The following is a 16,754-nucleotide window of genomic DNA, read 5'->3' on the forward strand; positions in this document are numbered from 1 at the left end:
CCACCTCCTCATTCATCCGTTCTCTCTGCTTGTCAACTTCCTTATACGTGCAGCGATATCATCCGTATCCACGTTAACCGAAGCAGAAACTTTCTCACCGGATCCTGCATCCTTGTTGAACCAAGCCGGAATGACTTCTTCTTTCGTATTCACACGTCTCTGTGACTTCTGCTGACCCCACTGCTGATACTTCTGATGCTCAGCCTTAGCAAGATTCATCGCCTGACGCACAGTAGTCACGTTTTTCCGTGCCCAGTGCCCGGCTATTTTCTGCAAATAAGACTTGGACAATTTCATATCTGTTTTCAAAAGCACGTAGTGAACAAGAACATTCATGACCCCGGGGTTGATTCCCTGCTCTGTCATGACGTCCCGAATCAGCTTCAAATCCTGGTCAGATGCCCTGTTGCCCTGAGAAAGGTCTTCAAGAAGTTCCCTTGGTGATTTCCTTTCAAGCATGGCAATAAACTGATCTTCTTTACTCACACTTTCTTCCGCTCCTGTGTCCTGTGTTTTTTCTCGAGCATCTATATTAGACTGCTTCTTCGGGACAGGCTTTTCCTTCAGAAAATCATGACAGGCGGCTTTAAATTCTTCTTCTACGAGATAATGATTTTCATCAATCGCCCACGTCACGGCTTTTTCAATGTCGATCGTTGATAAATCATACAGCGTGGCTAGCTGAAGAATTAACTTTCTATTCCGTCCTGTAAGAATCTGTTCACTCGGATACATCCGTTTCTTTAGAGCATGATGGAGCCAGTCGAAATCCACTTTCGTTTGGGACGTCACAGGCCCTCGGCTCTCTTTCTGATTCTGCTTATCCGCAAGGGAGGTGGTCTCGGCCTGTACGGTCTCGAGCATTTTCGCATGAAATACCTGATCGAAAGTTGCAGTGACCTCTCCAAAACCTTCCAGAACGTACTCTTTGCAGATGAGCCGTTCTTTTAAGTTTTCATATTTGCGCTGTCCGATTTCATGGTAAAGCAGAAGGGAGAGCATATCATCCATGAAGAATTCCTCCGCAGAGAAGGGAGGATACAGGTAATACATGTATTCGGCATGAGCCCCTTCTGCCTGGAAAGAACGCAGAAGGCCGATTGCCTCCAGCTTCTTCCTGGCTTCATAGATCTTATCCAATGGCGCAGACAGATAGCCCATCAACGTGTGGTGGGTCTGTACTTGTTCTGCAGCATTCATTTCAGACTCCGATAATAAAATCTGATATAAAGAAATCGCCAGACGACCGACGATCGGTTGATACAAATGGGATAACGAACGATGAAAATTCCTCGGCAGCTCCCCCCGCTTCACAACTCGAAAACCATCTACCGGGAGTAACTTCCCTATCGAATGATTCATCTTCCGCACCTCCTTCTTCCTTTCATATTACCCGGTTTCCCTTGAAAAAGAAAATGAGCCAATGCCGGCTCATTTGTCATCTTCGTGTTTTATTAAATCCTTCAGTTCATCAATAAAAACATTGATGTCCTTAAATTGTCGATACACGGATGCGAAACGGACATAAGAGACTTCGTCAATTCCAGAAAGACGCCCCATGACCATTTCTCCTATATCTTTACTCAACACTTCCGAGACGCCGCGGTTCCTGAGTTCTTTCTCGATGTCCAGTGTCACACCTTCCAGTTCCTCGACCGCAACCGGGCGCTTCTCACAAGCTCTGATCAAGCCCCGCATCAATTTCTCTCTACTGAATTCTTCTCTTGTGCCTTCTTTTTTCACTACAATCAAAGGAACTTCTTCAATTCGTTCAAACGTGGTAAAGCGGAAGTCACACTGTTCACATTCTCTCCGCCTGCGTATGGCCTGGCCATCCTCAATCGGCCGCGAATCAAGCACCTTCGTACTCTTGTAGTGGCAATTAGGGCATTTCAAAATTGATCAACTCCACATCGTCTTCGTTTCCACATCGCTTATGATGGATCGACAGGCTGAAATTGGCTGTCCAACTGCTTATACAACGAAACAATGGTGTTCCGACTGTATCCGAAATCAACGGGTCCACCGGAATCCGTTGTTACGGAAAAATCAACAGCGGTACGGAAAGGACGGACCATAATGATAGTCACAACAATGAAAGCACGCCTTTTCCCTTTATATTTAATCGTAAGTTCGCCGCGTTCCTTCGAGGATGCTACAATCTGTGAGGGTGCGGGAAACAGTTCTTCCACGGCACGGAAAACGTCATCACGCTTTGCTTTATAATAGTGTGTGACAAGTTCTTCATCCTTATGCTGTTCACTGGTTTCTGAGTGATTACTGATATATCTTGATATAAATGCTTTCACTTATCTGGCCCCTTCAATCCATTCGACATGATCTTCCATCATTTTAACATGATTCTTCAAAATAAGAAATAACAGTTACCAAAGGAGAGTTGACCCCATACAAAAAAACCGCACAGACTTCTCTGCGCGGCTTGATTTACTGCGTTTCTCTTTTTAAAGGGCACGAGATTCCTGTACTTCCACAGGTCCCATCCCTCTCGGCACTTCCACGGTTTCATTCTTCCCTGCTTCCAGTGCTTCAACGATGTAGTGGGCTGCAACGTTCGGATCAATACGGTCGCCGCACGTGTAGACATCGATACTTGCATATCCATGCTCCGGAAAACTGTGAATCGTCAAGTGCGATTCGGAAATGATGACCACTCCGCTCACCCCGTGTGGAGCGAACTTATGAAAAGCGACCTCTCTTACTTCTGCTCCCGCTTTCAAAGCAGCATCAACAAAAACCTGCTCTATATACGACATATCATTCAATTTCTCTTCATTACAATCCCATAGTTCAGCAATTACGTGTCTTCCCATTGTATCCATATTAAGGATCCCCCTTTGTACATTAACTTCTTCCCCTCTGAAATAACAGTCATGCACTACCATGGGGGAAAGTTAGTCCTGAGAGGTCCTAACCCTTTGAGTAGACATGAAAACATAAGAAATTCAGAAGTTCAAAAGAAAGTATATATGGTTTACCCGTAATTTGCAAGATTTATTTCAAATACAGCAAACCATAGTCACCGGGTCCTAGTATACGATACATTCGGGATGCTTTCTAGTGCTTTCTCAAGACACGCGGACCGCTTTCTCCTGCTGCATCATATTCCCGACATATTTAGCAAGGTCAACAACCCGGCAGGAGTATCCCCACTCATTGTCATACCAAGCCAGCACCTTCACTTTACGCTCTTCGATCACCTGGGTGGACAATCCATCGATGATCGCAGAAGAAGGGGACGTCGTATAATCTATGGAAACGAGCGGCTCCTCATTAAATTCCAAGATTCCTTTCATTTCATACCTTGCCATACCAGCAAACGCCTCATTCACTTCTTCTCTCGTCACATCGCGTTTCACATCAACGACGAGATCAACAAGGGATACATTTGGAGTAGGCACCCGCAGCGCCATTCCGTTCAGTTTCCCCCGCATGCTCGGGATCACTTCTCCCAATGCTTTTGCAGCCCCTGTCGAAGTCGGGATAATTGACTGTGTACAGCCCCGGGCGCGGCGGAGGTCCTTATGTGGATTATCCAGGTTCTTCTGATCGTTTGTAAAAGAGTGAACAGTAGTCATCAAGCCGTTGACGATACCAAATTGGTCTTCCAATACTTTTACAACAGGAGCAAGACAGTTGGTCGTACAAGAAGCATTGGACAGGACGTGATGCTGTTCCGGTACATAACTATCTTCATTTACTCCCATAACAATCGTAGCATCTACTTCTTTACCGGGAGCTGTTATGATGACTTTTTTTGCTCCTGCTTCGATATGTTGGGACGCTTCATCCTTCGTTTTGAATTTGCCGGTAGCCTCAATGACAATATCGACACCCAGTTCATCCCACGGCAGCTCATGCGGATCTCGTGTTGAACACAAGCGAATGACCTTCCCATCGACGACAAGATTCCCTTCCGCCGCTTGGATTTTGCCTTCAAATCGACCGTGAACACTATCATATTTCAGCATATGAGCAATGGTTTCAGCTGGATAACAGGCGTTTACAGCCACCAATTCTACAGAATTATCGATGACAGCCTTTCTAAAAACCATACGGCCAATTCTTCCCAACCCATTAATGGCAATCTTTGTTTTTCCCATGTTCCAGCCCCCTATATATGATATACTTTTTAACCCTTTTCACAGAAACAGTATAACATATTGCAAGCGCTTTTACATAAAAGAGTGCATTTTTTCACAAAAAAATAACACGTCGGAATCCCGACGTGTTATTATACGATGTTCCACCTTTGAAGTATGTCTTTTAATTGGTCGAAGCTTTGCTCGACAGATCCATTATTATCAATGACCGCATCGGCAAGAGCCGCTTTTTTCTTTACCGGGATTTGGGAAGCAATTCTTGCTTCTGCATCCTCACTGGTCGACTGATCACGTTCCATCAAACGTCGGAGCTGCGTTTCTTCCTCTACATAAACGACTAACGTCTTCTCGACATAATCCGTCAGCTTGCTTTCAAAAAGTAACGGGATGTCCAATACAACAGCACGGTGTCCTTCTTCCTTATAGCATTCCCGTTGACGAACCATTTCTTTTCTCACTTCAGGGTGAACGATGCCGTTTAATTCCTTACGCTTTTCTTCATTGGAGAAGACAACGCCCCCGAGTTTCTTACGGTCAATCGTCCTGTCCTCCAACAAAATATCAGAGCCGAATGCTTCAACAATACGTGTGTATGCAGCTTCACCAGGTTCCACCACTTTCCTCGATATCACATCGGCATCTACAACCGGGATACCCAATTCTTTAAACATAGCAGAGATAGTGCTTTTACCGCTGGCTATACTGCCGGTTAATCCGATGACAACAGTCATGACACGACCCCCTTTATGTATAGAGAAGAGACATGGCTCTCCTCTTATTCCAACACTCATGAAAGTTTAATTAAGCCGATGATAATGAGCAGGACGCCCGGCAGGATGGATATACTCTCCACTTTCTCACTTAAATGTCTGCCGCTCCATATACCGCCTGCCAGCATGAGAAACGTAGCCAGTGTAATAAACAACGACGTCATTAGTGTAGGCATCCCGATCATAGCTCCGCTTACTCCCGCTCCGATAGAGTCCAGGGACAAGGCGATACCCAAGAGAAACACTTCTTTCCCCCGGATACCCCCGGAATGATCCACATCTGCCGCGACGGGATCATTCAGTACCTCCGCCGGCTTAAACCATGAATCATCTTCCTTCTGCGGCTTCCTCTTCTTAAAAAACTGCCAAAGAAAGAATATACCTATGAAAATCAGGGCTGATGCTCCCGTTTTCTCCGCCACTTCCGGTGAGACATAAGCGATCAGCAAATGCCCGAAATAGGAGGAAAGCAGAAACACAACACCGGACAAACAAGCGATCGATAGGACAGCTCTCTTTGCAATGGTTACTTTCTTCAAACCTAATACACAGCCGATTCCAAAGCTGTCGATGCTGACTGCTGTCACAAACAAAAAAATGAACAAACCGATACTCAAGGTCGATCACCCTCCTGCTACACAGGATATGGGTTCACAGACCTGAGGTTACTCGGAGACAACCAGCCGCTGGCAATTTGGGCATATATGGGTGCCGCGACCGCTCACCTTCCGCTTCTCAATAGGCGTCCCGCACTCCACACAATCCTCGTCCTGTTTTCCATAGACACGCAGCTTCTGTTGGAACATACCGATCTCCCCCTGGCTGTTCAAGTAGGAGCGAATGGTGGTACCCCCCTGTTCGATCGCCTCGAGAATAACAGCAATACTCGCCTCGCGTACTTTTGCAGCTTCCTCTCGTGTCAACGTGTTCGCTATTCTCTCCGGATGGACCTTGGCGCGGAAGAGTGCCTCATCCACATAAATGTTGCCGAGCCCCGCTACGATGGATTGATCCAAGAGAACGGCCTTCATGTTACGGGACGTCTTCATAAGTTTCATATAGAAGTAATCCAAAGTGAATGCTTCCTCAAATGGATCAGGTCCAAGCTGTACTAACGGCTTCACCGAAGACTCTTCCCCTTTTCGAAACGCATGCATCGTGCCAAACTTCCTCACATCGTTATAACGGAGTTCCGTGCCGTCCGTGAAGTGGAAAATGACGTGCGTATGTTTAGGCTTCTCCATCGAGGATTCATAGACACCGAATTTCCCTTCCATTCTCAGGTGGGAAACGAGAGAGAGGTCATCCAGTTGAAAAATCAAAAACTTCCCCTTTCGCTCGATATCCCTGATCGTCTGCCCTCTCAGAAGACGATCAAATTCCTTTGGATCCTGCGGATGTTTGATGATGTTCCCCCAATAGACGGATACGGAGGCGATTTCTTTTCCAATGGCGAGATGGTGGAGCGTTCTCCTGACCGTCTCAACTTCCGGTAGTTCTGGCATTCTTTCATTCTCCTCACTTACTTTGCATCGTACCAAGTATCTCCGTAAGAGGAATCCACCTTCAAAGGTACATCCAGTTCCACGGTGCTTTCCATGACGGAGGCTACTAAATCCTGCAGTTTCTCAATTTCTTCTTTCGGTGCTTCAATGATCAATTCATCATGTACCTGTAATAACACTTTCGCCTCCAGTTTTTCTTCCACGAGGCGTTTTTCCAAATCGACCATCGCCTTCTTGATGATATCGGCTGCGCTCCCCTGGATCGGGGTGTTCATAGCAGTCCGCTCGGCAAACCCGCGTTTATTGAAGTTACGACTCTTAATGTCAGGAAGGTAACGTCTCCGGTTCATGAACGTCTTCACGTACCCGGTATCCTTAGCCTCACGAACCGATTCATCCATATAGGATTTGACGCCTGGATAGGATTCGAAATACTTATCAATAAACGCCTGAGCATCCTTCCTCGTGATGCCAAGGCTCTGAGACAAGCCGTAATCACTGATTCCATAAACGATTCCGAAATTGACCGCTTTCGCCTGTCTCCTCATATTACTCGTAACTTCTTCCGGCGCAACTCCAAACACTTCACTAGCCGTTTGTGTATGAATATCCTCGCCTCCACGGAACGCCTCAATTAACTTTTCGTCCTGGGCAATATGAGCAAGAACACGCAGTTCAATTTGGGAATAGTCACTTGCGAACATCACCCATCCTTCTTCTGAAGGGATGAAGGCCTGACGGATTTTCCGTCCTTCTTCCAGGCGGATTGGAATGTTCTGAAGGTTTGGATCCGTCGAGCTCAACCGACCTGTTTGTGTGAGAGCTTGATTAAAGCGGGTATGAATTTTGTGTGTATCCTTGTGAACAACCTTCAGAAGGCCTTCGATATAGGTCGATTTCAACTTCCTTAATTGACGATTCAACAATATTTTCGTAATGATTGGATGCTTGTCTTCCAACTGCTCCAATACATCCGCCGAAGTGGAATACCCCGTTTTCGTTTTCTTAATGACGGGAAGTTCGAGCTTTTCGAACAGAATAGGGCCGAGCTGTTTAGGCGAATTGAGGTTAAACGGCTCACCGGCAAGTTCATAAATTTCTTCCTCCACCTTGTTTAAGCGTGCCTCCAGTTCTTCTCCCATCTCTTCCAAACGACCAACATCCACACGGACACCCCTGTGTTCCATTCTGCCAAGGATCAGCGCAAGCGGCATTTCCAAATCATTGTAGAGGTTAAACTGTTCATTTTGGACGAGCTGCTCCTCCATTTTACTCTTCATATGGTATAGGGCAGATGCTTTCCTGCTGATATGTTCGTAGAACGTACGATCTTCATCCGGACGCTTCAGCTTCGCACCCTTTCCGTACACTTCTTCATCATAGTTCACTTCCGCCTCCCCAAGTCTGTGTGCGACAGCCGGGATGTCGTGATTGTTCTCAGAAGGATTGATCAAATAAGAAGCTAAAAGTAAATCGAAGGTAATTCCTTTCAATTCAATTCCATACCGAAGCATCGCTACAAGCGTTCTCTTGGCATCGAACACCCATTTCTCCCGTGTGTCATCCTCAGCCCATTTTTTGAAGACCGGGGATTTAACCGCCTGCTCGAGAGTCAGGACATATTTCTTCTCCTCATTGACTATAGCAATGGCCTCTATGGGAGCCGTGTGATAATTCTCGTAAAGCATTTCCACCACAAGCGCTTCCCTGCCCGTAAACATTTCTTCTTTCAGCTCTTCTATCACTTCCACTTCTATATCGGGAAGTTCCGTCTTCGCTTCGGATTCTCCTTCTTCCCCTTGAATGCGGGAAAGCAGGGATTGAAATCCAAGGTCTTTAAAGAAGTTACTGACTGCTTGGGAGGGATATCCCTCATACGCAATATCCTTAAGACCCACTTCAATCGGCGCTTGTCTCTCAATCGTCACAAGCTGCTTACTCATGAAAGCTTCTTCCTTATTGTCCTCCAATTTTTCTTTCAGCTTCTTCCCGCTCACCTGATCTATGTTCTCATACAGGTTCTCGAGCGTTTCAAACTGCTTCAACAACTTGACCGCTGTTTTTTCACCGACACCCGGTACTCCGGGGATATTATCAGAGCTGTCTCCCATAAGCGCTTTTAAATCAATGATCTGATCCGGTCTGACCTCCATTTTGTCCAGAAGGAAAGAAGGCGTATATGTATCGACATTTGTAATCCCCTTCTTCGTAAGACGGACCGTAATCTGTTCGTTGACCAATTGCAGCAGGTCTTTGTCACCGGAAATGACTTGGACATCCATTCCCTTCTCGCCGGCTTCTGTGGCAAGCGTACCGATGATATCATCCGCCTCATAATTTTGCAGCTGGTAACTGTGAACCCCGAATGTCTCGAGCAGTTCTTTCAGTACAGGAAACTGTTCCGAGAGCTCCGGCGGTGTCTTCTGACGGCCGCCCTTGTATTCTTTATACGTAGCATGGCGGAACGTGGTCTTCCCTGCATCAAATGCAACAAGTAAATGATCCGGTTTATCTTCTTCCAGTATTTTTAGCAGCATCGTCGTAAAACCATAGACAGCGTTCGTATAAACTCCCTTATCATTGTTCAGTAAAGGGAGAGCGAAGAATGCCCGGTAAGCTATACTATTTCCATCAATTAAAATGACCTTCTCAGCCATGAACTCACTCCTATTCTTAAAAACGGCGATCCGGGATCACAGGGGGCGACGTCATTCGTCCTGTCATCTCCATCCTATGTTACCCCATGGGCATGAATAAAACGCCTTTTTCTTCATTCTACCATGTTTATAGCAGAGAAGAAAAAGACGCCACCTTCCTGTTATTCGATATAACCCTGCAAGAGATCGGTATAAGGAGAATCCTGAGGGAGAATAATCGTCGTTTCTCCATCAATTGTCGTTTCATAGGATTCAAGGGTTCGGTAGAGTCGGTAAAACTCAGGGTCTTTGGAGAAAGATTCATTGTAAACAGCCGCTGCCTGCTGCTCTCCTTCCGAACGGATTTTCTCTGCATTTGCTCTGGCTGTCGACAACATCTCCTGTACTTCCCTGTCGACTTCCGCCCTGATTCTGCTCTTATCCGCTTCCCCCTCCGACAAATACTGTTGCGCTATCTTTTCTCTGTCCGTAATCATTTGGTTGAAGACAGCTGCTTCATTCGATTCGGGAAGGTCCGACCGTTTAATCCGGACGTCGTCCACGACAATTCCATAGTTGTCACGAGCCAGATATTCATTTACTTTCGATGTAATTTCATCATTGAGCACACCTCGGGAACTCTCTTCTTCGTTAATAATTTCCGAAAAGTCCATCTTTCCAAGCTCCGAGCGGACAATGGAGAAGATGAACTCACCCATTCTTGCTTCCGCACCGATTACCGTCCTGGCATTGGCAATCATTCTCTCCGGATCTTCAATGCTCCAAACGGCGTAATTGTCGATGATCATACGCTTTTTATCCAATGTGGTAATCTCTTTCTCTTCTACGTCGTACACCATCTTCTTTTTTGACAATGTCGATACTTCCTGAACGAAAGGAACCTTGAATTTGAGTCCGGGTGTTTCATGGATCTTCACAATATCACCAAATTGCCGGACTACTTTGTACTCCCCTTCCTTCGCAATAACAACAGAGCTTATTCCTGTTAAGAGAAGAAAGATGATGACAAGCAGAGCAACCCCCGCCTTCACGTATTTCCTTATATCTCTATTCTTCGTTTTCTTTTCGTCAAATATATCGTCCGTCAAGATGCACCCTCCTCTTCAGACTGATCCGCTTCCGGACTTTGCTCCTGCTTTTTCTCCTGTTGGACAGACCCATCAAGGACCGGTTGCTGCTGTAGCGGCAAATGCTTCATGGTATCCCCATCGTCGTTCATAATATATACGTTTGCGTCCGGTAATACACTTTCCAACGTCTCCATGACCAGCCGGTCTTTGGTGATATTTTCGTGACTTTCATACTCCGATAATAAAGCCTCGAACCTGGAAACGGCCCCGTTTGCATTTTGGATTCGTTCTACCTTATCCCCTTCGGCACGTTGAATAATTGCATCTTTCTCCCCGAGCGCTTCCTCTCTCATCTGATTGGCATACTTCTCCGCTTCGTTGACTTTGCTTTGTTTTTGTTCTCTGGCATCTGTAACTTTCGTGAAAGCTTCTCTCACTTCTTCATTCGGCAGATCCACCTCCTGCAGACGGACATCAATGATCGAGATGCCGACATCGTATTGATCCATCAAGGAAACGAGATTTTCACGCACTTGGTTCTCAATCTCGGCTTTCCCGGAAGTAAGCGCCTCATCAATTTGGCTGCTTCCGATTACCCCTCTTAACGAAGAAGAGGTGGCATTGAAAAGTACCTGCTCCGGATCTTCGGACGCGAATAAGTACCCAGTGGGCTCGGTAATCTTCCATTGAACGACAAGGTCTGCCTGTACGATCATGTCATCCCCTGTAATCATCGTAACTTTATCTGCCTCTTCTCCATCATTAAAACCGAAGTCCAGACTGAACGTTTCCTTCGATAATTTTTCGACCTCTTGTATCGGCCACGGCATCTTGAAATGAAGTCCTGGTTCGATGACCCCTTCTTCCGCCTTACCGAAGGTTAAAACGACCGCCTGCTCCGACTCATCCACCGTGTACCACGTAGTAATAAGTACAAGAATTAATAGACATCCGGCCAGTCCGAGACCAACCCATGTATAGAACTGCTTCATACTCATCCGGAATCCCCCTCACCTATGTATATTTTAGTTACGTTTTTGTTACAAAAAGGTTTCAAAACTAGTATATTTTTACCAAAAATTACAAAAAAAGCAGAAGCGAGGGAAGCTTCTGCTTAAAAGAGAAAACACCTTGGATGAAAGGGTTTCACTGGTATTATATCTAGATATTGTTAAAGTAATCTTATGCTTGTATTAATTTTCCGTAAACTTCTTCGGTATTTCTACATAAAAAGTCGTTCCTTCATCGACAGCACTTTCCACGCGGATATTTCCACGATGAGCTTCAATAATATGCTTCACAATGGCAAGCCCGAGACCGGTCCCCCCGGAATTTCTGCTTCTTGCTTTATCCACCCGGTAAAACCTTTCGAAAATCCGCGATATTTCCGACTCAGGAATTCCCACACCCGTATCCGATATAATTACGGTGACGGATTCCTCCTGCTCCTCCACGGAAAGTGCTACCCGGCCGCCTTCTGGTGTGTAGTTGACAGCATTGGTGATCAGATTCATAAATACTTGCTTAAGCCGGCTTGAATCACCTTCGATGAGAACTCCGTCTTTCCAATCCATAGATAAAATGTTCCCTTTTCTTCCAGCATGCTGTTCGACAATCGGACCTAAGTCCTGGAACAGCCGACCGACATCTACCTGTTCAATATTCAAGTGAAAGTCTTCGCGTTCGAGCTTAGAAAGGTCCAATAAGTCTTGGATCAAGGACTGCAGCCGGCCACTTTCCTTCAGGATAATCCTCAAAAACTGCTCCAGCATCTGCTCATCTTTCATCGCTCCATCTAAAAGGGTCTCCGAAAATCCACGAATGGATGTAATCGGAGTTTTCAGTTCATGAGAGACATTGGCTACGAAGTCCTTCCTTGTCTGTTCTAACTGCTTTAAGTCTGTTATATCATGGAAGACAAGAACGACACCCTTCCATTTCTGGTCCTCACTCAAAATTGGTGCACCGGTAACCTCCAAGTGCTTTCTGCTTATGTTAACCGGAAGAACGAAGGTCTCTCTCACGGTTTCTTCAAACATATATACACGCTGCACCGTTTCATGTATCGCCGTATATGGGATCGCATCATGGTACAGGTAGCCTACATATTGCTGTTTTTCACCACCGAAAGTTTCAAGGAACGCACGATTCTGCAAAAGAATATAGCCTTTTTCGTCTATCAGCACTAAGCCGTTCCCCATGTGATTGATAACAGCCTCCAGCTGATTTTCCTGCATGCCTTTCGTCTGGTTCACTTCTTGAAGATTGCGGGCAAGGATATTGATTGCCTGACTAAGTTCTCCCGCTTCACCGAAGTAACCTTCATATGTTCGAGCCCGGTAATCCCCTTTAGCCAGCTTTTTCGCAGCAGTAGTGGCCGCCCTTATCGGCCGAACATACTTACCAAACACATTAAATCCTATGATAAAGATGACCAAGAGGCCGAGAAACATCGTACAGCTGATCAGGAGCCATATATTCCGTGTAATGCTTGATAATGAATCGACTGGTGAAAGCAGCACGAGTGTGCCTTCCAAGTTGCTTACTTCAATAGTAGTAGGGTAGAAGAAAACATCCCCTATCAGACGACCGCTGTTGCTTATTTCTCCATTTGAAGGAACAGCTGAAAGAATCTTTTCCTTCTCCGCATTGGAAATAGAGTCTACGGCGTCAACGGTATCGATAATAATCTCCTCTGACTCATCCAGAAAGACGATGCCGGTGTCTAATTGTGAACTAAATTCTTCCAACTCATCCCGAGATACCTCACTATTTTCTGTAAAGCTCTCCAAATACGTTACAAAATAGCGGCTCTCCACTTCCACCCTGTCTTCCAGAATATTGACGAAGTATCCCCTGGTCAACTGAGCCAGCAACACGCCTAAACCGATCATGACGATGACAATTAAAATCGCATACGTCAAAAGCGGACGAGTACTGGAGGACATTTACTTCGGTTCCTCCATTTTATAGCCGAGCCCACGGATGGTTTTAATATAGACCGGCTTTTTCGTATCCGGCTCAATTTTCTCTCTCAGATGACTCACATGGACATCAACGATCCGTGTATCTCCCGCAAAATCGTAATTCCAAACAGAACGTAACAGCTGATCTCTCGACAAAACTCTGCCCAGATTCTTAGCCAGGTGCAGAAGTAGTTCAAATTCTTTAGGTGTACACGTCAATGCTTCCCCGTTCATAGTCGCTTCGTATTGTTCAGGGTAGATTGATAAGCTGCCTACCTTTATTTCATCATATACCTGGGTTGGTGTATCCCTGTCCATCCTTCTTAAAATTGCTTTTATTCGGGCAACTACTTCCCGCGGACTGAATGGTTTCGTCAAGTAATCATCCGCCCCGAGTTCCAGTCCCAGGACTTTATCAAACTCATCATCTTTGGCCGTCAGCATAAGGATTGGTGTTTGTACCTGCTTTTGCCTCAGCTGCTTGCAAACTTCCATCCCATCCATACCCGGCAGCATGATATCCAGAACAATAAAGTCGAACGCCGTATTCGATGCTTTTTCCAAAGCTTCGGTACCGGAGTAAGCAACCTCCGTCACATAACCGGCCTGCTCTATGTTATATTTCAATAAAGTCACAATCGATTCTTCATCATCCACTATCAATATTTTTTGTTCCAAAACCCTCACCCCAACCAGCATTTTTCTTCATCATACAACGAAGTTTACATTTTGAATACAGATCCTTACAAACTTTACTTAATCTTAATATACTCTTTGACACCTTTTATACTCAAAAAGAAAGAGCAGCCATGTAAAGGCTGCTCTTTCTGTCTTGATGAGAATAGCAAGACATCGTTTCCTTTTTCCTATTCTCAATAAAAATTTTCTAAAGACGTGGCATTCATAGAATGTGGTTCAGAAGGGGGGCGGACGACAAGCGAACCTTTGACGACTTCCTCCCCGTCCGTATCGTATCCATTCACGTGAAGCGTTATCGCTTCGCTGCGTTTGTCGATTTCCGTAATTTCTAATTGGAAGCGTACATCCGCATAATGGTAGACCGGTTTCGGATATTCGATGGAGTGACTAAGAATGTGGCTCCCAGGCCCGGGAAGGTGCATGGAAACAATCGACGATACCATACCAAACAGCATCACAGCAGGTACAATCGGTTGTTTGAACGGTGTTTGTGAGGCATAATCGTGCTGAACATATAAAGGGTTGGCGTCGTCGGTCAAGCCGAGGTATATCAACAAATCACGGTCTTCGATAGTAAAGGCGGCATTGTAGCGCTCCCCTACTTTTAGATCCTGAAGTTTCTTTCCAAGCTTTCTCTTTTTACCAAGCATCAGCAAACCTCCTCGTAAGCGTTTTCTTAAATGGGTAAAAAAAGGATCCGAGGGTTGGCCTCGAATCCCTTTGTGTTTATTCTAATACATTCAGCACACTTTTAACAGAATCCGCAGATTTATCAAGCTGCTGCTTTTCCTCATCCGTCAGTTCAAGTTCAAGAATTTCCTCAATCCCATTTCCTCCAAGGATAGTAGGAACACCAAGGTAGATACCGTCGTATCCATACTCTCCTTCCAGGTAAGCAATGGACGGAAGAATTCTTCGCTGATCTTTCAAGATAGCTTCTGCCATTTGCACCAAAGATGCGGCTGGAGCATAATAGGCACTGCCGTTTCCGAGCAGGCCGACGATTTCTCCCCCGCCTTTGCGCGTCCGTTCAACGATGGCATCCAAGCGCTCTTTCGAAATCAATTTTTCAAGCGGAATACCTCCGGCGAAAGAATATCGAATCATCGGGACCATATCATCCCCATGACCCCCAAGGACAAAGCCGGTAATGTCCTTGATGGACACGTTCAGCTCTTCCGCTACGAATGTACTGAAACGGGCAGTATCCAGCACACCCGACTGACCAATGACCCGGTTCTTAGGAAATCCTGCTTCCTGAAAGACGGAATAAGTCATAGCATCGACCGGATTGGTCAAAACGACGATAAAGCAATCCGGGGAATGCGCCACGATTTCCTTAGTGACGCTTTTCATTATCTTGGCATTCGTGCTGACAAGATCATCACGACTCATGCCCGGTTTACGGGCAATTCCTGCGGTGATGATAACAAGGTCAGAACCTTTCGTGTCCTCATAATTGGAGGTACCCGTAATGTCGGCATCAAACCCCTGAACCGGACTGGCTTCCAGCATATCCAACGCTTTTCCTTTCGTCGGATCTTCCATATCGGGGATATCCACGATGACGACATCACCCAGTTCTTTCTGCGCGAGCATCAAGGCTGTCGTCGCGCCGGTGAATCCCGCACCTATCACAGATATTTTATTTCTACGAATGGCCATAACGATCCCCTTCCTTTATGAGAGATTAACCCATATTCTTGATAAGCTCATCACCAAATGCAGAGCACTTCACTTCTGTAGCGCCATCCATCATACGTGCAAAGTCATACGTGACAACTTTGCTTGCAATCGTCTTATCCATAGACTTGGTAATCAAATCAGCCGCTTCTCTCCAGCCAAGGTGCTCAAGCATAAGAACACCAGACAGGATGACAGAAGACGGGTTCACTTTGTCCAAACCGGCATACTTAGGGGCTGTCCCGTGAGTCGCTTCAAAAATAGCATGTCCTGTTTCGAAGTTGATATTAGCTCCAGGTGCGATTCCGATACCGCCAACCTGGGCAGCAAGTGCATCAGAGATGTAGTCACCGTTCAAGTTCATAGTCGCTACGACATCAAACTCTTTCGGACGCGTAAGGATCTGCTGAAGGAAGATGTCTGCAATGGCATCTTTCACAATGATTTTACCTTCTGCTTCGGCAGCTTCCTGGGCTTTGTTGGCAGCTTCTTTGCCATCTTTCTCCACAATACGGTCATACTCAGCCCAAGTGAATACTTTATCAGCATACTCTTCTTCTGCTACTTCGTATCCCCAAGCTTTAAATGCACCTTCTGTGAACTTCATGATGTTTCCTTTGTGCACAAGTGTGACGCTCTTACGTCCTTCGTTCAATGCATAATCAATCGCTGCACGGACCAGACGCTTCGTACCTTCTTCCGATACCGGCTTGATACCGATTCCGGACGTTTCAGGGAAACGAATTTTATGTACACCCATCTCATTCTGAAGGAATTCGATGACTTTCTTCACTTCTGGAGAACCTTTCTGCCATTCAATTCCTGCATAAATATCTTCCGTATTTTCACGGAAAATAGCCATGTCTGTATCTTCCGGACGTTTCACTGGAGATGGTACTCCTTCAAAGTAGCGGACAGGGCGAAGACATGTGAATAAATCAAGTTCTTGACGAAGTGCTACGTTCAAGGAACGGATTCCGCCTCCGATTGGTGTAGTTAATGGACCTTTAATGGCAATTTTATAATCACGAATCGTTTCCAGCGTTTCAGCAGGAAGCCATTCGCCCGTGTTATCAAATGCTTTCTGACCAGCAAGAACTTCTTTCCATTCAATAGACTTCTCACCGTTGTACGCTTTATCTACTGCAGCTTCAATTACACGGCTGGCTGCTGCCCAAATATCCGGTCCGATGCCGTCTCCTTCGATGAATGGGATTACTGGTGTGTTTGGTACGTTCAAAGTTCCGTCTTGTTCTACTGAAATTTTCTGTGCTTGTGTCAAA

General features: G+C 45.8%; 16 protein-coding genes. All 16 read right to left on the minus strand.

Features of this window, described 5'->3' with window-relative positions; genetic code table 11:
* Window positions 1–12 precede the first annotated feature (12 nt).
* The gene (locus tag D479_RS07240; RefSeq protein WP_008635279.1) at window positions 13–1,362 is read right to left on the minus strand and encodes a DnaD domain protein; all 1,350 of its coding nucleotides are present in this window, start codon (window positions 1,360–1,362) and stop codon (window positions 13–15) included.
* A 69-nt stretch (window positions 1,363–1,431) separates the two neighbouring features.
* Window positions 1,432–1,896: a transcriptional regulator NrdR gene (gene nrdR, locus D479_RS07245; RefSeq protein WP_008635281.1), complete on the minus strand. Its 465-nt coding sequence runs from the start codon at window positions 1,894–1,896 to the stop codon at window positions 1,432–1,434.
* 38 nt (window positions 1,897–1,934) lie between these two features.
* Window positions 1,935–2,309, minus strand: a complete 375-nt coding sequence (locus D479_RS07250; RefSeq protein WP_008635282.1) for a hypothetical protein — start codon at window positions 2,307–2,309, stop codon at window positions 1,935–1,937.
* Between the two features lie 153 nt (window positions 2,310–2,462).
* Window positions 2,463–2,840: an adenosylmethionine decarboxylase gene (gene speD, locus D479_RS07255; protein WP_008635283.1), complete on the minus strand. Its 378-nt coding sequence runs from the start codon at window positions 2,838–2,840 to the stop codon at window positions 2,463–2,465.
* Between the two features lie 246 nt (window positions 2,841–3,086).
* On the minus strand, window positions 3,087–4,121 hold the full coding sequence (locus D479_RS07260; protein WP_008635284.1) for a glyceraldehyde-3-phosphate dehydrogenase: 1,035 nt from the start codon (window positions 4,119–4,121) through the stop codon (window positions 3,087–3,089).
* A 131-nt stretch (window positions 4,122–4,252) separates the two neighbouring features.
* The gene (gene coaE, locus D479_RS07265; protein ID WP_008635285.1) at window positions 4,253–4,852 is read right to left on the minus strand and encodes a dephospho-CoA kinase; all 600 of its coding nucleotides are present in this window, start codon (window positions 4,850–4,852) and stop codon (window positions 4,253–4,255) included.
* A gap of 56 nt (window positions 4,853–4,908) precedes the next feature.
* Window positions 4,909–5,508: a sporulation membrane protein YtaF gene (gene ytaF / locus D479_RS07270; protein WP_008635295.1), complete on the minus strand. Its 600-nt coding sequence runs from the start codon at window positions 5,506–5,508 to the stop codon at window positions 4,909–4,911.
* A gap of 48 nt (window positions 5,509–5,556) precedes the next feature.
* The gene (mutM, locus tag D479_RS07275) at window positions 5,557–6,396 is read right to left on the minus strand and encodes a DNA-formamidopyrimidine glycosylase (RefSeq protein ID WP_008635297.1); all 840 of its coding nucleotides are present in this window, start codon (window positions 6,394–6,396) and stop codon (window positions 5,557–5,559) included.
* A gap of 17 nt (window positions 6,397–6,413) precedes the next feature.
* Window positions 6,414–9,053, minus strand: coding sequence for a DNA polymerase I (gene polA, locus D479_RS07280; RefSeq protein WP_008635298.1), 2,640 nt, complete (start codon window positions 9,051–9,053; stop codon window positions 6,414–6,416).
* 161 nt (window positions 9,054–9,214) lie between these two features.
* Complete coding sequence (locus D479_RS07285) at window positions 9,215–10,141, minus strand: protease modulator HflC (RefSeq protein ID WP_008635300.1); 927 nt, start codon at window positions 10,139–10,141, stop codon at window positions 9,215–9,217.
* Window positions 10,138–11,121, minus strand: coding sequence for an FtsH protease activity modulator HflK (gene hflK / locus D479_RS07290; RefSeq protein ID WP_008635301.1), 984 nt, complete (start codon window positions 11,119–11,121; stop codon window positions 10,138–10,140). The genes D479_RS07285 and hflK overlap by 4 nt, the downstream gene beginning before the upstream one ends.
* A gap of 195 nt (window positions 11,122–11,316) precedes the next feature.
* The gene (locus D479_RS07295) at window positions 11,317–13,071 is read right to left on the minus strand and encodes an ATP-binding protein (protein ID WP_008635303.1); all 1,755 of its coding nucleotides are present in this window, start codon (window positions 13,069–13,071) and stop codon (window positions 11,317–11,319) included.
* Window positions 13,072–13,767 carry a response regulator transcription factor gene (locus D479_RS07300; protein WP_008635304.1) on the minus strand — a complete coding sequence of 232 codons (696 nt, stop codon included), beginning with the start codon at window positions 13,765–13,767 and terminating at the stop codon, window positions 13,072–13,074.
* A gap of 194 nt (window positions 13,768–13,961) precedes the next feature.
* Window positions 13,962–14,438 (minus strand): MaoC/PaaZ C-terminal domain-containing protein, encoded by a 477-nt coding sequence (locus D479_RS07305; RefSeq protein WP_008635316.1) that lies wholly within the window; start codon window positions 14,436–14,438, stop codon window positions 13,962–13,964.
* A gap of 76 nt (window positions 14,439–14,514) precedes the next feature.
* Entirely contained in the window at window positions 14,515–15,453 is a 939-nt protein-coding gene (gene mdh, locus D479_RS07310; protein WP_008635317.1) for a malate dehydrogenase, read from the minus strand.
* 25 nt (window positions 15,454–15,478) lie between these two features.
* Window positions 15,479–16,753, minus strand: coding sequence for an NADP-dependent isocitrate dehydrogenase (gene icd, locus D479_RS07315; protein ID WP_008635318.1), 1,275 nt, complete (start codon window positions 16,751–16,753; stop codon window positions 15,479–15,481).
* Window position 16,754 lies beyond the last annotated feature (1 nt).

Origin of the sequence: Halobacillus sp. BAB-2008 (assembly GCF_000328325.1) — a bacterium.
In the GTDB taxonomy this organism is placed as follows: Bacteria; Bacillota; Bacilli; order Bacillales; family Halobacillaceae; genus Halobacillus.

Coding starts and splice junctions, on each gene's coding strand:
- D479_RS07240 (WP_008635279.1), bottom strand. CDS start 1,362: ATGAATCATTCGATAGGGAAGTTACTCCCGGTAGATGGTTTTCGAGTT.
- speD (WP_008635283.1), bottom strand. CDS start 2,840: ATGGATACAATGGGAAGACACGTAATTGCTGAACTATGGGATTGTAAT.
- D479_RS07260 (WP_008635284.1), bottom strand. CDS start 4,121: ATGGGAAAAACAAAGATTGCCATTAATGGGTTGGGAAGAATTGGCCGT.
- coaE (WP_008635285.1), bottom strand. CDS start 4,852: ATGACTGTTGTCATCGGATTAACCGGCAGTATAGCCAGCGGTAAAAGC.
- mutM (WP_008635297.1), bottom strand. CDS start 6,396: ATGCCAGAACTACCGGAAGTTGAGACGGTCAGGAGAACGCTCCACCAT.
- polA (WP_008635298.1), bottom strand. CDS start 9,053: ATGGCTGAGAAGGTCATTTTAATTGATGGAAATAGTATAGCTTACCGG.
- hflK (WP_008635301.1), bottom strand. CDS start 11,121: ATGAGTATGAAGCAGTTCTATACATGGGTTGGTCTCGGACTGGCCGGA.
- D479_RS07295 (WP_008635303.1), bottom strand. CDS start 13,071: ATGTCCTCCAGTACTCGTCCGCTTTTGACGTATGCGATTTTAATTGTC.
- D479_RS07305 (WP_008635316.1), bottom strand. CDS start 14,438: ATGCTTGGTAAAAAGAGAAAGCTTGGAAAGAAACTTCAGGATCTAAAA.
- mdh (WP_008635317.1), bottom strand. CDS start 15,453: ATGGCCATTCGTAGAAATAAAATATCTGTGATAGGTGCGGGATTCACC.